The sequence below is a fragment of the Pseudoalteromonas rubra genome (assembly GCF_005886805.2).
In the GTDB taxonomy this organism is placed as follows: Bacteria; Pseudomonadota; Gammaproteobacteria; order Enterobacterales; family Alteromonadaceae; genus Pseudoalteromonas; species Pseudoalteromonas rubra_D.
On record NZ_CP045429.1, the window covers coordinates 4,393,535 to 4,411,100 of the forward strand.

The 17,566-nt window shown below is 51.3% G+C and carries 11 protein-coding genes; 7 read left to right on the forward strand and 4 right to left on the reverse strand.

Translation table 11 applies throughout. The features are described 5' to 3' along the window. Positions 1 to 47: 47 nt before the first annotated feature. From CWC22_RS18830 to CWC22_RS18840, 3 genes are all read left to right on the forward strand, one after another. The gene (locus CWC22_RS18830) at positions 48 to 2,204 is read left to right on the forward strand and encodes an ATP-binding protein (protein WP_010385030.1); all 2,157 of its coding nucleotides are present in this window, start codon (positions 48 to 50) and stop codon (positions 2,202 to 2,204) included. A gap of 139 nt (positions 2,205 to 2,343) precedes the next feature. Beyond that, entirely contained in the window at positions 2,344 to 5,673 is a 3,330-nt protein-coding gene (locus CWC22_RS18835; protein ID WP_138538034.1) for an amidohydrolase family protein, read from the forward strand. Positions 5,674 to 5,947: 274 nt separating this feature from the next. After that, complete coding sequence (locus tag CWC22_RS18840; RefSeq protein ID WP_138538035.1) at positions 5,948 to 9,256, forward strand: methyl-accepting chemotaxis protein; 3,309 nt, start codon at positions 5,948 to 5,950, stop codon at positions 9,254 to 9,256. A 43-nt stretch (positions 9,257 to 9,299) separates the two neighbouring features. Here CWC22_RS18840 and CWC22_RS18845 read toward each other — a convergent pair whose 3' ends face one another. Beyond that, on the reverse strand, positions 9,300 to 10,112 hold the full coding sequence (locus CWC22_RS18845; protein ID WP_138538036.1) for an amidohydrolase: 813 nt from the start codon (positions 10,110 to 10,112) through the stop codon (positions 9,300 to 9,302). Next, positions 10,100 to 11,194, reverse strand: a complete 1,095-nt coding sequence (locus CWC22_RS18850) for a methionine aminotransferase (RefSeq protein WP_230090660.1) — start codon at positions 11,192 to 11,194, stop codon at positions 10,100 to 10,102. The genes CWC22_RS18845 and CWC22_RS18850 overlap by 13 nt, the downstream gene beginning before the upstream one ends. Before the next feature lie 158 nt (positions 11,195 to 11,352). Between CWC22_RS18850 and CWC22_RS18855 the strand changes: the two genes are divergently transcribed. From CWC22_RS18855 to CWC22_RS18865, 3 genes are read left to right on the forward strand one after another with little or no spacing between them, the layout of a single operon-like run. Next, a complete protein-coding gene (locus CWC22_RS18855) occupies positions 11,353 to 11,967 on the forward strand; it encodes a methylthioribulose 1-phosphate dehydratase (RefSeq protein WP_125560936.1) in 615 nt (204 codons plus the stop codon). Next, positions 11,964 to 12,650 (forward strand): acireductone synthase, encoded by a 687-nt coding sequence (gene mtnC / locus CWC22_RS18860; RefSeq protein WP_138538038.1) that lies wholly within the window; start codon positions 11,964 to 11,966, stop codon positions 12,648 to 12,650. Before CWC22_RS18855 ends, mtnC begins: the two co-directional genes overlap by 4 nt. Further along, the gene (locus CWC22_RS18865; RefSeq protein ID WP_125560939.1) at positions 12,647 to 13,189 is read left to right on the forward strand and encodes a 1,2-dihydroxy-3-keto-5-methylthiopentene dioxygenase; all 543 of its coding nucleotides are present in this window, start codon (positions 12,647 to 12,649) and stop codon (positions 13,187 to 13,189) included. The genes mtnC and CWC22_RS18865 overlap by 4 nt, the downstream gene beginning before the upstream one ends. Positions 13,190 to 13,212: 23 nt before the next feature. On the opposite strand, the gene mtnA is transcribed toward CWC22_RS18865, so the two are convergent. Then, positions 13,213 to 14,235 carry an S-methyl-5-thioribose-1-phosphate isomerase gene (gene mtnA / locus CWC22_RS18870; RefSeq protein ID WP_138538039.1) on the reverse strand — a complete coding sequence of 341 codons (1,023 nt, stop codon included), beginning with the start codon at positions 14,233 to 14,235 and terminating at the stop codon, positions 13,213 to 13,215. 253 nt (positions 14,236 to 14,488) lie between these two features. Here mtnA and mtnK point away from each other — a divergent pair, with 253 nt between their 5' ends. Continuing rightward, positions 14,489 to 15,691: an S-methyl-5-thioribose kinase gene (gene mtnK / locus CWC22_RS18875; protein ID WP_138538040.1), complete on the forward strand. Its 1,203-nt coding sequence runs from the start codon at positions 14,489 to 14,491 to the stop codon at positions 15,689 to 15,691. Between the two features lie 58 nt (positions 15,692 to 15,749). On the opposite strand, the gene CWC22_RS18880 is transcribed toward mtnK, so the two are convergent. Next, the gene (locus CWC22_RS18880; RefSeq protein WP_138538041.1) at positions 15,750 to 17,510 is read right to left on the reverse strand and encodes a DUF885 domain-containing protein; all 1,761 of its coding nucleotides are present in this window, start codon (positions 17,508 to 17,510) and stop codon (positions 15,750 to 15,752) included. Between the last annotated feature and the right edge of the window lie 56 nt (positions 17,511 to 17,566).

The following is a 17,566-nucleotide window of genomic DNA, read 5'->3' on the forward strand; positions in this document are numbered from 1 at the left end:
TCACTTGCTTTTATGCTAGCAAAGTCGATTGATTGCTAGGGCACACCATGCTGGATCCCAAAACTCTGTATGTCACCAGCGTCGTCATGACGGCGATGATGACCCTTCTAAATTATCTAACATGGCGGGCTAATAAAGACACCCCCGGCACTGTGTTATACATTTTTTACCCTATGGTATTGTTTGCCGGCATTATCGGCTTTGCGCTACACAGCCACTTCCAGCAGTGGCAGACCATAGGCATTGCAAACGGTCTGTTATTTGCGGCATCCGTGCTGCATTGCTGGGCGATCAGCCAGTTTCTCGGGGTCCGAGATAAAGCCTTTCAGTTTTATCTGATAGTCACAGGGGTTTTATTTTGTGCCCTTGTTTATTTCAGTGCTGTAGCGCCGGGCCTCAGACAGCGTATTCTCATCTCCGATCTTCAGCATATCGCCGAGGCCCTGCTGTTACTGTACTACTTTATCCGCTATGCCCATCCTCTGTATCCCAACGGCAGTATTGTCTATCTCATCGTACTGAGCTTTATTCTGTGTGTGTTTACTGGCCGAACTTTACTCATGGGGGAGATCCACCATGGTAACCTGCTGGACAGTCCCTGGTTCACCATTACACTCTTTTTCAACGGCGTGCTGGCACCTATTTTCTATGCCACTGGCATGGCAATTTTATGTAATGAGCGTCGCGAACATAACCTCAACCGATTGACAGAAAAAGCACAACAAGACCTTGAGATCCGGGGGCTGTTCTTGTCCACCGTCAGCCATGAGATCCGTACCCCGCTCAACGGCATCCTGGGCAGTGCGCAACTGGTACTGAACCGCATTGGGGATCAGGCCAGTAAAGCCTACTGCGAAGCCATTATTAACTCCGCTGAATCACTCAACCTACTGATCGATAAAGTGCTCGACTATGCCAGTCTGGAACAAAGTGACGAAGTGCTGGCCGCCGAGGACATTGAATTCAAGAGTTGGCTAAACAACCTGTGCCTGCTGATGACACCCATGGCTGAGCAACGCGGGCTGACCTTTACCCTGGTGTACGACATGCCCGAGCAGGTTTGCTACTACTGCGACCAGCAAAAGCTGCGTCAAATCCTGCTGAACTTGGTTGGCAACGCCATTAAATTTACCGATCAAGGCGAAGTAAAGGTCTGTGTCGAGCTGATCAAAGAAGGCAATATGGAACACCGGGTGCGTTTTAGCGTGATAGACACCGGTCCGGGCATTGAAGAAGAGGACATCGAAAAACTGACCGAGCCATATGTCCAGAGCAGCGCGGGTAAAACCAAAGGCGGCACCGGACTTGGATTAGCTATCACAGCACGCCTGCTGGATAAAATGGGCAGTCAGCTCGAGATCATCAGTGAACTGGATAAAGGCAGCTCCTTCAGCTTTGATCTCACCTTAACGGTCGGCGAGCTCAGCCTGGTCGAAAAGCGCCATCACAATGTCGACTACGCGACCGGCCTGGATGTTCTCTTGGTGGAAGATCTCGACCTGAACCGTAAAATAGCCATCGAATTTATGGCCATTGATGAGCACCGAATTAAGCTGGCCAACGATGGCCAAAGTGCCATAGAACAACTTACGGAGCATGCCTTTGATGTTGTTCTGCTGGATATGAACTTGCCAGACTTAACGGGTCAGGAGGTGCTCAAACGGCTTAAGAACATTGAGCATAAAAATCGCCGCACCCCATTTTTAGCCTTTACCGCAAGCCTGAGCCCCGAAGAGGTTAAAGAGTACCTGGCACTGGGGATTCGTGACGTTGTGGGCAAGCCGATTAAACAAGATAAACTGCGTCAGGCCATTAGCAACTCGCAAAAGGCGCAAACCCCTGACATCAGCGTCGAGCTCAGCGACACCCTGTACGACGAGAGTGCGGTGGGCTCCCTGAGCGGCTTCAGTGAAGACGAAGTGTCTTCCATTTACAATGAATTTGTTTTGTCCGCCCGCACGAAACTGCGCCACATTCAGCAATTACTGGATGAGGACGATCAACAGTGCATCAAACTCCTGCACCGACAGGCCAGCACAGCGCTGCAACTGGGTTTCAATCGCTATGGTCTGACACTCAAGAAAATTGAGCGCAGGCTGCTGGATAAAAAACGCTGTGACGAGGAACTGGCCGATGCCATGGTGTTGTGGCAACAAAGCCTGGAAGCCTATTTGCAGTACGTACGGCATCAAACACTCAGCTGAGGTGAAACGCTGAAAGCCAAACGCACAAAGCGGTACTTTTATCGCCGCAATGTCGACTTTATTGGAAAATTTAGTCATTCTAACCGACACAGGGTACCCGACGACCCAGATAACAAGAAATCTGAAGGAAATTTATAAAATGACACTACATAAATCATCGCTGGCCATTGCCATCGGTGCGGCCATGATTGGCCTTAGCACGCCCAGCGTGGCAACTGCCACAGAACAGGCATCACAGGCGAGCACCAAAGAGTGGAATGTACTAAATCCGCCAGGTGACAAGCAAACCATTACCATAGACACCAATGAAACGACCTGGAGTAACCTGGACGTCAGCCCCGACGGTAAGTCCATTATCTTTGATATGCTAGGTGACATTTACGTCATGCCTATTAAAGGTGGCAAAGCAACCGCCATTACCAGCGACAGAGCCTGGAACTTCCAGCCTAAATTCTCGCCGGACGGCAGCAAAATCGCCTTTATTTCAGATCGCGAAGGCGCTGAAAACCTGTGGGTGATGGACGTCAATGGCGACAACATGCGCAAAGTCTCTGATGAGTCTCACAACCTGCTACATAACCCAGCCTGGTCGCCTGACGGTCAGTACATTGCTGTCAAACAAGGTCAGGTAACGGGCCGTACCATTCCGGGTGGCTCGATCCGCATGTATCATATTTCAGGTGGTAAAGGCGTTGTCGTAAGAGATCGTTTGCACGGCGCAAAATCACAGAAGAACATCGCTGAGCCCGCTTTCTCAACCGATGGTAAGAAGCTCTATTACTCCGTCGATGCCACTGCAGGCGTACGCTGGGAATACAACAAAAATGCACTGGGTTCAGTGTTTGAAATCCGCTCCTGGGATCTGGCCACCGGTGAAGAAGAAACCGTGATCCGTGGCTCCGGCGGTGCAATTCGCCCAACGCCGAGTCCAGATGGCAAATCTCTGGCGTTCGTGAAACGTATTGAAAATGGCGAGGTGATGCAAAGCGCCTTGTATATCAAAGATCTGAAATCCGGTATCGAAACAGAGATCTTCTCTGGACTGGACCGTGACCTGCAAGAAGCCAATGGTGCTCAGGGTAATACTCCAGCATTCGCTTACACGCCCGATGGCAAAGCACTGGTTTTCTGGGCCGCTGGCGTCTTCCATAAGGTAGATATTGCAAGCAAACAAGCCAAAGTGATCCCGACCCGCGTGGTTGCTGAAAAAGAGATTACCCCGGCACTGAAATTTGCCGTTGATGTGGCACCGGATGCATTCAAGGTCAAGCTGGCACGTTGGTCACAAATTTCACCAGACGGTAAAACCGCGCTGTTCCAGGCACTGGGCCACCTGTACACCAAAGACATCGCCTCTGGTAAGGTACGTCGCGTTACCAAACAAAACGATCATTTTGAGTTCTACCCAAGCTTCTCACGTGATGGTAAGTACATTGTATACACCAGCTGGGACGATCAGGACTTAGGCGCCGTACGCATTGTTTCAGCCAGTGGGGGTAAAGGCCGAGTGATCACTCAGGACCCGGGTCACTACATCAACCCAAGCTTCTCGCCAGATGGTAAACACGTACTGTATCGCAAAGTGACTGGTGGCTACCTGCTCAGCGGTGACTGGTCGATGGAGCCAGGCATCTATCTGACCAGCGCCAAAGGTGGCGAAGCCAAGCGCATCATTAAGCGTGGTGACAACCCACACTTTGGTGCGGAAAAAGACCGTATCTATTTCAGTGTGATGAGCGATGAAACCCATCGCGAACTGAAATCAGTCGACCTCAGCGGTGAAAAAGAACGTTCACACTTCAAAGGCGACTACATTTTTGATTATCGCGTCTCTCCGGACGGCAACTATGTTGCTTTCATCGAGAACTTCAACACCTTCGTTGCGCCCTTCACCAGCACAGGTAAAACCTTGTCTATCAACAAGGGCACTAAATCATTCCCAGTGCAACAAGTCTCTAAATACTCAGGAGACTTCCTGAACTGGAAGGCGGACAGCAGTGCCCTGACCTGGGCCTTTGGCCCGACTTTATATCAGCGCAAGCTGACCGATACCTTTGCGTTTTTGAAAGGTGCCGTAGCCGAGGCTACACCTTTAACTGCCGAAGGCATCGACCTGAGCTTTGAGAAAAAGGCCGACAAGCCTGAAGGCATATTGGCCCTGGTTGGTGGTAAAGTCGTGACCATGCGCAACGCCGACGAGCAACAGGAGATCATCGAAGATGGGGTAGTGTTGATTGAAGAAAACCGCATTATCGCGGTCGGTACCCGCAGTGAAGTTGAGATCCCGAGCAAAGCCAAGGTAATGGATATCACAGGTAAAACCGTGATCCCGGGTCTGGTCGATGCGCACGCCCACGGCAGCTATGGCAGCTACAACCTGCAACCTGAGCAAAACTGGAACCAGCTGTCTAATGTCAGCTTTGGTGTGACGACCATTCACGATCCATCGAATGACTCTAATGAAGTCTTCTCTATGGCTGAATTACAACGTGCCGGCCTGACCGTAGCACCGCGTATTTACTCCGTAGGCCGGATCCTCTATGCCGGTAATGCACCTGGGTACAAAACGCCGATCAGCAACCTGGAAGATGCTCAGTTCCACGTTAAACGTCTGAAAGACGCCGGTGCAATCACGGTTAAGAGCTACAACCACCCGCGCCGTGATACCCGCCAACAAGTGCTGGAAGCAGCAAAGCAGATGGAGATCATGGTAGTACCAGAAGGCGGTTCTAAGTTCCAGCAGAACATGAACATGATCATCGATGGTCACACGGGTCTTGAGCACGCCCTGCCAATCCCGAACATCTATTCAGACGTCACTCAGATGTGGAGTCAGACAGAAGCGGGCTTTACACCCACCTTTAACGTTGCCTACGGTGGTATCAAAGGGGAAGACTATTTCTATGACACCACAGATGTGTGGAAGAATGAACGCCTGGCAAGCTTTGTTCCGGACTACATTCTGAACCCGCGCTCTGTTCGTCGTGAAAAAGCCCCTGAGCACCACTACAACCACATCAATGCAGCTAAATCTGCCAAGCAATTGCGCGACAAAGGCGTAACCGTGCACATCGGCGCACACGGCCAGCGTGAAGGTCTCGGTGCACACTGGGAACTGTGGTCAATGGCACAAGGTGGCTTTACACCATGGGAAGCGCTGCGCAGCGGTACCATTGACGGTGCGAAATACCTGGCAATGGACCATGATATCGGCACCATTGAAAAAGGTAAACTTGCCGACTTAGTGATCATCGACGGTGACGTCCTGAACGACATCCGTGAATCAGAAAAAGTCGCTTATACAGTACTGAATGGTCGAATCTATGACGCCGCGACCATGAATGAAACCGGCAATTATAATGTGAAGCGCCAGCCGCTGTTCTTCGAAAATGGCAACAAGACGCCAATGCATCCGGCTACGGAAGCTTATATGGAAGAGAAAGCACATAAATATCACTGGAAACACTAATATCTGGTCATTTCATTCATAAAGCAGCCGAAAGGCTGCTTTTTTTTCACTAAACACCACATTTAAGCATTTATCTTCTGGCAACAAGGCCTTACACGCATCTCTTTGTCCCGATCCATGTGCTGGATATTGTCGAGAACTGTTCTAAACTGTGTCACTGAATAGGATACTCTGTCGTCAAGCTCATGCTATGATGGCTGTGTAACGAGGTCGTCAATCTAGGTTTTATCGGTCAGCCTCACAGGTATATCAGCGAATACAAGGAGCAGGGAGCATGTCTGATCTCAGCCACTTTTTTAAGTCACTTAACCTGACGCAAAAATTGATCTCGGCCTTTCTACTGGTCGCCCTGATCCCCACCGCCATCATTATCGCCATGGCGCTGATACAATCATCCGATGCAATGAGCCGGCAAGTCTATGCCCAACTGGGCGCGGTAGGCGAAATTAAAGAAAGCGCCATTGAGCGCCATTTCAATGGCGTCCAGGACAAGCTGGTATCGCTGGCTGTCAATCCCTATGTCCAACAGGCGGCTACAGATTTTATGGGCGCCTATGGCGAAGTTGAGGATGCAGTTGCCACCCCCACCAGCCTGACACGCTTCTACCGTGAGCAGTTTGCGCCCCAATTTAAATCACTCAATGAGCAGGCTGCGCCCCCCGCAATATTGCTCTCGGAATTATCACCTCAGGGGATCACTTTACAGACTCGCTACCTGGCCGAGAACCCTCACCCTCTGGGCGAAAAAGTCAACCTGACCAGCAGCGGTGTTGATGATGCGTATGATGAAATACATAGCCAATACCACGCATTTTTCACAAAAATTGCCGATGTTTACGAGTTCTACGATATTTTTATCGTCGATAACCTGAATGGCAATGTGATCTATTCGGTTTACAAAGAGAGCGATTTTGCCACTTCGTTACTGTACGGCCCCTATGCACAAAGTAACCTTGCCAAGGCATTTCTGGCAGCCCGCGAGCTCACCAAAGAAGGAGAAATGGCCTTTGTTGATTACGAGCAATACCTGCCTTCTTACAATGCTCCGGCAAGTTTTGTTGCTGCGCCTTTGGTCATCGATGGTCAGGTATCAGCCACACTAATCTTCCAACTCTCCATTGACGCCCTGAATACCATCATGACTGAACGTCAAGGATTGGGTGAGAGCGGCGAGACCTACCTGGTTGGCCCGGAAGGCCTGATGCGCTCAGATTCTTATCTGGACCCGGTTCATCACTCTGTGACCGCCTCATTCCGTCACCCTGAAAAAGGCACAGTGAATACCGAAGCATTTAAGCTGGCCATGCAGGGGCAACAAGGGCAAAAAGTGGTGCTGGACTACAATGGCAATCCTGTGTTGTCAGCATACACATCTGTAGACGTATTTAATGTACGCTGGGCCTTGCTGGCTGAAATTGATGAGGCCGAGGCCTTCGCCCCCATTAATACTTTGCGTACTCAGCTGCTTATCGTACTGGCGGCCTGTGTGCTGATGATCATTCTGGCCGCATTCTGGTTTGCCCGAACCTTGACCCGTCCGGTTCATGCGCTGGTCAATACCATGCGTCAGGTAGAAAAAGAAGGCGACTTTGCACTACGCACCAAGATTGACACCAAAGATGAAATTGGCCGCTGTGGACAAGCATTCAACTCACTACTGGACGCACTGCAATTGTCTATTTCGGAAACAAACCGAGTTATGGACCGCATGGCGGCCGGTCGCTTTGATGACCGGATCAGTGCTCCCTGTAAAGGCGAGCTGGATACCCTTAAACGCGCCACCAATGATTGTGCCCAGAGCCTGCAAAGTGCACTGAGTGACATCGGCCAGGTGATCCACGCCATGTCGGAAGGTCAGTTTGATAAACAGTTGCAGTCAGACATGTGTGGCGACCTGGCAACCCTGAAGCAGCACATCAACAGCTCAATGCATTCAATCAATACCACCATGACGGAAATTGTCTCCGTGATGTCGGACATGGAGCAAGGCCACTTTAGGGGACAAGTACAGGTAGAAGCACAAGGTAGCCTGCAGCAACTCAAAGTAAGCGTCAACAATTCCGTGAGCAGCGTCGCCAGCGCCATAGATGGACTGGCAGCGATGATGAGCGCACTGCGCCAGGGCGATTTTAGTAAGCGTCTCGAATTGCCGCTGCGTGGTCAACTGGAAGAGCTCAAAGAAGACACGAATTCCAGTGTCGAAAACCTTGCCGCCATTATCGAAGACATTGGCCATACCATGGCTGCGGTCAGCGAAGGGGACTTTAAACAGGAAGTATCAACACCAGCTCAGGGGCAGCTTGGTGATTTGAAAGAGCACATAAACGTGTCGGTCAGCAGTGTTGATGAAGCCATCAGTGAGATTTCATCTGTGATGATGGCAATCAGCCGTGGCCGCTTTGATCGCACCATCAACTCACCCATGCGGGGCCAGCTGGACACCCTCAAAGGCGATATCAACCACTCGGTCAATAACCTCAGCCGTGTTATTGAAGAACTGGCCAGCGTGATGTCAGCCATGAGCCAGGGTGATTTTACCATCCAGATAGAATCCGACTTGCAGGGTCAGTTACTGCAACTTAAGGAAGACGTGAATACCTCAACAACCACGGTCTCTGATGCCATCAATGAAGTCACCCGGGTACTCGGGGCACTGGCTAAAGGACAGTTAAACGAGCAGATCAACGGTCACTATGAAGGTGTGTTTGAAACCCTGCAGCGTGACGTGAATGCCACCATTGCCAAGTTGACTGAAGTGATTGAAGGGATCCAGTATGCGGCCGGCCAAGTCACGCAGAGTGCTGGCGAGATAGCCGCCAGTAACACCGAGATCAGCCAGCGCACTGAGGAACAAGCAGCCAACCTGGAAGAGGCCAGCGCAAGCACAGGCCATATGCTGGAAGAACTGACTCAGGTTGCACAACAATCCGGTACGGCTGTGGAATTGGCCAGCAACGCGGAGACCATCGCCAAAGAAGGTGGCTCCTTATCGCAGGACACGGTTGATGCCATAGGCGAAGTTAACCGGGCCAGCAAAGACATTAATGAAATCGTGTCGGTGATCGACGCGCTGGCATTCCAGACCAACTTACTGGCCCTTAATGCTGCCGTAGAAGCTGCCCGCGCCGGCGAGAATGGCCGGGGTTTTGCCGTGGTTGCCAATGAAGTGCGTGAATTAGCGGGCCGCAGTGCCGCGTCTGCAAAGCAAATTAAAGAGATCATCGCTAACAGCAACGAAAAAGTGGAACAAGGCACTCAACTGGCGAATAACTCAGGCGATAAGCTGCACCAGATAGTGCAGGCAGTTGCCGATGTCAGCCAGAATATAGTGAAAATCAATCAGTCGACGACCACGCAGCAACAGTCCATCAAAGAGGTAGACATTGTGGTGCAACGCCTGACCGATTTAATTCAGGAAAACTCAGCCATTACGGAAGAAACCATGGCTGCGGCCAGGCAAATGGCGGATCAGGCGAATGCAATGCGTGAGTTGCTTGGCTATTTTTCGATAGCCTCGCCACAGCAATCAGCGCTGGCTCCTCCTGAGCAGGAGCTGCTCATCCACAGCTACAATGCATCTTAGGTCGTATCGGCAGGTATGCCAGATTTAACTTAGCGCGACGAATTCATTCGTCGCGCGGTCCTTTTTCCAATGCGGGTAACACGAAGTCATCTGCATCAAGGTGAGCAGGAAACCCTTGTTTAAAGGTTTCCAGTGACGCCTTTTCCAGACTAACTACGAGTACATCGGCAGCGTCATCCGGGGCACCGGCCAATAATGCGCCTGTAAAGTCATAAGCGGCGGTGCCACCGTTGTGCGCCGTTCCATAGCCATCGTCACCAATACGATTGCAGCCCAGCACATAACACTGATTTTCAATTGCTCTGGCTTGCAATAAGGTATCCCAGATCCGACGTCGCGCAGCAGGCCAGTTAGCCACATTGATCATCACATCATAATCATTGCGGTTACGCTGGAACACCGGAAAACGCAGGTCATAGCATACCTGGGGTAAGATCCGAAACCCCTTTACCTCAACAATGACCCGTTCCTGTCCGGCATGCACATAATCCCCTTCTTTACCCAGACAGAATAAATGGCGTTTGTCATAATAGCGCACGGTGCCATCCGGCCAGCACCAGTAAAAACGGTTGGCTTTCTTTTCGCCCAGCTCCACCAACACACTGCCCGCCACGACGGCCTGCCAGCGCTGTGCCAGCTGGTGTAAAAAAGCCAGAGCTTCTCCCAGGTCAGGTGGCTCGGCACACGCTTCAGCCAATGCAAAACCGGTTGCAAAGGTTTCTGGCAAAATGATCAGATCGCAACCACTGAGTTGCGCCTGCTGTGCATCCAACAGCCTTTCCAGCTGAACAAAGTTATTCTGGGGAGCCAGCCACTCAATGGCCTGCTGAACCAGAGCGACAGTTAAAGCTGACATAAACGCTTCGCCGCCTCCAGTAAGGTGTTATCTTCTTTGGCAAAACACAAACGGATCACTTTATCTGTACTGCCGTCGGCATAAAATACGCTCAGCGGAATAGCGGCTACCCCGACTTCTTCCACCAGATAATCACAAAAGCGCACATCATCCAGTGACGAGATAGCACTGTAATCCAGCAACAGGAAGTAGCTCCCCTCGCTGGGTAAAATAGTAAACCGCCCGGGTTTAAGCGCCTCAATGAGCAGATCGCGCTTATGCTGATAAAAATCAGCCAACGCATCCACATGCTCAGGCTCTTCATTAAGCATGTCTGCCAGTGCCAGCTGCGCTGGCGTAAAACAGGAGAAGGTTACATACTGATGGATCTTACGAAACTCCTTGCTCAGCGCCTCTGGTGCGATGCAATACCCCAGCTTCCAGCCAGTACAATGGAAGGTTTTACCAAAGCTGGCCACCACCATCGCACGCGCAGCCAGCGTCGGGTCACGCAACGCACTCAAATGTGGCTGCGCATCAAAGGTAATGTGCTCGTAAACTTCGTCGCTGATCACATACAGGTCATGCTCAATCACCAGGGCCTGAAGCGCTACCATATCTGCTGCTTTGAGTGTTTTCGCACTCGGATTATGTGGCGTGTTAACAATAATAGCGCGAGTTTGAGGTGTGATAGCTGCCGCAACCTGCTGCCAGTCAACCTGGTAATCAGGCGCCTGCAAAGCAATGTGCACACTGGTGCCACCTGCCAGCTCTATCGCCGGATGGTAAGAGTCATAGGCCGGGTCAAACACGATCACTTCATCACCCGGGCGCACCAGGGTCTGAATGGCAACAAACAAGGCTTCTGTGGCGCCGGCAGTGACTGTGACCTGCGCCTCGGCGTCGATCTGCGCACCGTATTTGCGCTCTGCCAGGGCCGCTATTTGCTGCTGCAGCGCCGGCACACCGGGTGATGGCGCGTATTGGTTCATCCCCGCTTGTACATGCTGAGTCAACCGCAGTTTAAGGCGCTCTGGCGCATCAAATTCAGGAAAACCCTGAGACAAGTTCAGTGCACCGTGCTGATTAGCCAGCGCAGTCATCTTAGAAAAAATACTGGTGCCTACATGAGGTAATTTACTTTCCACTGCCAAGTCCTCGTTTGTGTGTGGTGTAACGGCCCGAGCGATGCTATCATTGCTGCAAATAGAAGTATAGCCGTCTAAAATTATCCACGATGTTACTCGTGAGAGGTAAGCGTATGCAATCAGCACAAGCGAAACATGCCCTGATAGACGCCGGACGTTGGCTCAGTGAGCAAGGCTGGGTACCGGCAACCGGGGGCAACTTTTCCATTAGAACAGAGCAAGGCTTTGTTGTCACGGCCAGTGGTCATGACAAAGGGGCGCTGCAACCCGAGCATTTTCTTGAGTTCAATACCGAAGGCACACACATCGCAGGAACCGGTAAGCCCTCAGCCGAAACCGAGCTGCACCTTGCCCTGTATGCACTCAGTGCGCGTACACACTGCATCTTGCATACCCACTCCGTTGCGGCAACAGTTCTGTCTCGCCTAACAGCAGAGCACAGCCTGAACATTCAGGGGTACGAAATGCAAAAAGCCCTGCATGGTTTCACCAGTCATCTGGAGACCCTGGCTATTCCGGTTTTCGACAACGATCAGGATATTCCAGCCCTGGCACGTCGGGTGGCTGAATACCATGCCCACACGCCTGTGCGGCACGGGGTGCTGATCCGCGGCCATGGACTTTATGCGATGGGGGCAGACATCAGTGAAACGCGTCGTCATATCGAGGCACTGGAATTTTTGTTTAACTGCGAACTGACGCGCAGACAACTGGAAAAAAACGCATGATCAAAGCAATTTTGACCGACATCGAAGGCACCATTACCCGTATCTCTTTCGTCAAAGAGATCCTGTTCCCCTATGCCGCAAACAAGCTACCCGATTTCGTGTGCCAGCATGCACACACCCCGGAAGTGACTGCACAGCTGGATGCAGTGCGTGCTGAACTGAACGCACCACAAGCCTCACTGGATCAGGTTGTCCAGACGCTACTCAGCTGGATCGCTGAAGATAAGAAAGTCACGCCTCTGAAACAATTACAGGGCATGATCTGGCAACATGGCTATCAAAATGGCGATTTTACCGGCCATATTTACCCAGATGCGCACCAGTTTTTGTCTACCGAACATGCTGCGGGCACTGCACTCTACGTCTATTCGTCTGGTTCAGTGCAGGCCCAACAACTGCTGTTTGCCCATTCGGACTATGGTGATATGCGTCCCTTATTCAGTGGTTATTTTGATACCCGGATAGGTGCCAAACAGCAACCCGAGGCCTATCAGGCCATCGCCAGTCAGCTATCCTTTGCGGCGCATGAAGTGCTCTTTCTGAGCGATGTGGTGGCCGAGCTGGATGCGGCAAAAGCAGCAGGCATGCAGACCTTGCAATTATGGCGTGACGGACAGCCACGGGCGCAGGCACATGCCTTTATTGAAGATTTCAGCCAATATAATGCACAGGAGTCACGATGAGCCAATTGACCATTTACCATGATCAGCACCCGGATAACATTGAATTCCACAGTGATGCACACAACCAGATAGCCGCTCAGCTTGCTGAGGTGGGTGTCCGCTTCGAGCAATGGCAGGCCGCCTATGAGATTAACCAGACGACATCACATGATGACATTCTTGACGCATATGAGCAGGACATTAATCGCCTGAAAACACAGGATGGCTATCAGACTGTAGACGTGATCTCTTTGCCAAAAGGTCACCCCGACGCGCCCGTTATGCGTCAGAAGTTTCTGTTTGAGCACACCCATAGCGAAGATGAAGTACGTTTTTTTGTTCAGGGTCAGGGGCTATTTTGCCTGCATATTGGCGAACGGGTTTATCAGGTTCTTTGTCAGCAGGGCGATTTGATCTCAGTACCCGCGATGACACCTCACTGGTTTGATATGGGCAGCGACCCTCAGTTTACCGCAATTCGGCTGTTCAACAATGAACAGGGCTGGGTCGCACAAAGTACTGACAGCCCTATCGCCGAGCGCTTTCCGTTGCTGGATTAAAGCGCTCGCCCGGCACGGTGTCGTCATACCGTGCCTAAAACGCCCGCCGCCACGTCCTGCGGATAATACACGCCCGTATCCAGTACCCAGGCCGTGATCAGCTCAGCTGGTGTGACATCAAAAGCCGGGTTATACACTTGTGCCTGTACGGGTGCCCACTGACAGTGACCAAAGCTGCCACTCACCCCAGTCACCTCGCTTTCAGCGCGCTGTTCAATCGGGATCTCTGCGCCCGAGGCACAGCCAATGTCCAGAGTTGTTACCGGGGCAACGACATAGAAAGGGATCTTATGATAGTGGGCCAGCACAGCCAAATTATAGGTGCCCACTTTATTGGCAAAGTCGCCGTTCGCAGCAATGCGATCAGCCCCGACAAAAATTTTATCGACCTTGCCTGCTGCCATCAGACTGGCCGCCATATTGTCACAAATCAAGGTATAAGGGATCTGCCACCGCGCCAGCTCATATGCAGTCAGTCGTCCTCCTTGCAATAATGGCCGGGTCTCATCAACCCAGATATGGATGTCCGCATGCTGACGGGCAGCATGATGGATCACGCCCAAAGCGGTGCCCACCCCAGCAGTGGCCAGCGCGCCGGTGTTGCAATGTGTCAGAATATTATCTGAGGGTTCGACCAGCTGCGCACCCAATGTGGCCATTCTGTCGCACAGTGCACAGTCTTCTTCAAACAATCGCTCCGCCTCCGTCACCACAGCCAGGGCAAAGTCTTGCTGTTGCAAGGCAGTGCGCAGCCTCGCCATGCAGTGCATCAGATTCACTGCCGTCGGGCGGGTGGCTTCCAGCTCGTCAATTGCCTCACTAAGCTGAGTTTTACTGTGACCCTGCTCCGCCAGGTAAGCAACCAGCAGACTCGCTGCTAAACCAATCAAAGGAGCGCCACGCACTTTCAGCGTCAGGATCAGCGACGTCATTTGCGCCACACTGGTGCAATGATGCCATGTCTCCTCATGTGGCAGTAAATACTGGTCCAGCACCTGAACCCTACCAGCCTGATACTTCAAACTCCGCGCAACTAGCTCTTTCACCGTTGTTTACTCCGATTTGCTCCTGACGACTGCCCATTCATATCGATGGACAGGCAAGTATGAAGTCTGGCACTGACCGTGCCGTTATGACCTCTTTGTGTCATCTGTCACCGACGAAATTACTTCATCTCGACAGTGCCCGATTGAAAAAACGAACGGCTCTATTCTACATCAAGATCTAAAGATGTATAGACTTCTAAACGTTTGCAGGTATAGAATGCTGATCTAATTTTATGCTATCTGGATGATCCAAATGAGTGCTTATCAGGCGTTTGACAATGACAAGGCCATTGAATACATCAATAACCTGGGGGGGATGTTCCCACCAGACGCACAGCTGAACTGCTATGAGTTTGGCGATGGCAACCTGAACCTGGTTTTTCGGGTCACTGATCAACATAACCACAGCGTGATCCTTAAGCAGGCGTTACCCTACGCGCGCTGTGTCGGTGAAAGCTGGCCACTGACACTTGATCGGGCCCGCATTGAAGCCAGCGCCTTACGTCGCCATGGTGAGGTTTGTCCCACCCATACTGTCAGGGTATTGCACCACAACAGTGAGCAGGCAGTGACGATACTTGAAGATCTGGGTCATCTGAAAATCTTACGCAGTGAACTCAACGCCGGGCGTACTTTTGCCAATCTGGGTCGGGATGTGGCCCGCTATCTGGCCACAACCAGCTTTTATCACAGCGATTTCTACCTCACGCCTGCAAACAAGAAAGCCCTGATCCAGTCTTTTACCAACCCGGAATTGTGTGCCATCACAGAAGAGTTATTTTTTGACGACCCCTATCAGGATACCGAGCGTAACCACTATCCGGATGCGCTGAGCAAAGAGGTCGACAAGCTACGTCACAATACAGCATTAAAACTGGCCATTGCTCAGCTCAAGCAGCGTTTCTTGTCTTCTCCGCAAGCGTTACTGCATGGTGATGCACACAGTGGTAGCCTGTTTGTCGATGACACAACCACCAAGTTTATTGATCCGGAATTTGCCTTTTTTGGTCCCATTGGTTTCGATCTCGGCTCTTTTATCGGTAATTTGCTCCTCAATTTCTGTGCTCAGCATGGCCGTATCAGTGAAGCGTCAAAGCGTCGTGATATGCATACTTACTTGTTGCGCACCATAGATATCTGCCTGGGTGAATTTGACTATCAATGGCAGACGTTGTGCGAACAACATGGCACAGACAGTACATTGCAGGCACCTGGTTATACGGCATTGTTTCTGCGTGATGTATTACAAGACGCCATTGGGTATTGTGGCAGTGAGATGATCCGCCGCACCATCGGGCTTGCCCATGTCAGCGATTTGGATGAAATTGAAGATGAGCAGGCACGCCTGCTAGCACAGCGCCTGGCATTGGAGGTCGGTGAACAGCTGATCCTGAATGCCCGCAGCTGTCAAAGCAAAGACGCCTGCTATCAGTTGATCATCAGCGTCTTACAGTAATATCTGTAGCACCTGGATCAACTCAGGCCAGGCTCAGAGTTGATCCACCTGCCCGTTACTATGTCTGGCTTGTGTTTTGCGCCGACGCAATATACTTATCGATCTGCGTTTCCAGGACATTTAACGGCACAGAGCCATGACGCAGGATCTGATGGTGGAACTCACGAATATCAAAGGCATCCCCTAACGCCGCCTCGGCTTTCGCACGCAAACGTTTAATGGTCAACTCACCGACCTTGTATGACAATGCCTGACCTGGCCAGGATATGTAGCGATCCGTTTCTGTCTTCACATTGTGCAGCGACAAAGCCGTATTATCACGCATAAAGTTCATCGCCCGCTCCCGGCTCCAGCCAAACATGTGCATTCCGGTATCCACAACCAGGCGAGCTGCCCGCCACATTTCGTAGGTCAGGCGGCCAAAATTGCTGTACGGGTCCTGATAAAAGCCAGCTTCCAGACCCAGATATTCAGCATACAAGCCCCACCCTTCTCCAAATGCAGAGATATAGGAATCGCGACGGTAATCAGGTAAATAGTCCAATTCCTGGTTCAGCGAAATTTGCAAATGATGTCCCGGCACCGCTTCGTGCAGGGTCAGGGCTTCAAGCACATATAAAGGACGCTTATCTAACGCATAGGTATTGACCCAGTAAAAACCTGCGTCAGTGTCCTTGCTTGCCCCCAGATATCGCCCGGTAGTGTACTTAGGTGCAATGGCATCCGGCACCGGCGCAACCCCATAAGGGCGACGCGGTAGTGTATGGAATAACTTAGGCAACTGCGCATCCATTTTCTTGGCAATGAAAGCGGCTTCTTTAAGCAACTCTTCTGCACTGCTGGCGTAAAACTGCGGATCGGTTCTTAAGAACTGGACAAACTCGGCAAAGCTCCCGTCAAATTTGGTTTGTTTGATGATCTCCATCATTTCACTTTTGATCCGGGCCACTTCTTCCAGCCCCAACGCATGCACCTGTTCAGGTGTCATCTGTGTGGTCGTAAAGTGCGCGGTCCGATTGCGGTAAAACTCAACGCCATTCGGGGTGCTGGAGATACCAATGTCATCACGTGCACCTGGCCTGTACTGCTCGACAAAAAATGCCAGATACTCGCGATATGCCGGGATCACCTGCTGTACGATCACTTTCTGTGCCTGCTTTTGTAAGCGCTCAAACTCGTCATCTGGTAGGCCGCTGCGATTATGCTTGAAAGGACGGAAGTAGGTCGACTCCGTCGCCTCATCGACAATAAAGGCCTCAATAGATGCCTCGTACCCAGCCAATACTGCTTTTGGCTGAGTCAGGCCTGTTTCAAGCCCCTTACGCATCCAGGCAATATTTTCTGCAAAATAACGCGGCACTTCTGCCAGTTTACTCAGATACAGCGCATAATCATCGCGGGTTTTAAACTCTGTACCACCCAGTAGCCTCGGCAGACTGCTGTGAAAGCCGCTTTCAGACTTAAGTGGCATGTAGTGCGCATTGAAGCGATAGCGATCTACCTTGTCCTGGATCTGAGCACGCAGAATGATCAGGTTTATACGATTTTCTTCACTTAATTTTGTTTCATCCAGTGCGTCTATACGCTGCAAAAAGGCTACGCGCTCGGCATTTTTAGTGGCCAGATAGGCTGCACTCAAATCCGGCAGTAAAGTGCTTCCCTGTGCCTGCTTGTCATTGCGAAATACCATGACTTGCTGAGCTAAAGTCGTAAATTGCTGGTCAGCGCTGACCTGAGTTAGTTCACACCCTGCCAGGCCCAGTGCCAATGTCACTGCGCACAAAGAGCGGGATAGGGTTGTTTTCAGTGGGAAGCTCACGTAGATGTTCCTTTAACAATATTGTGAAATTTGCGCAACACATAAACATGCTCGAG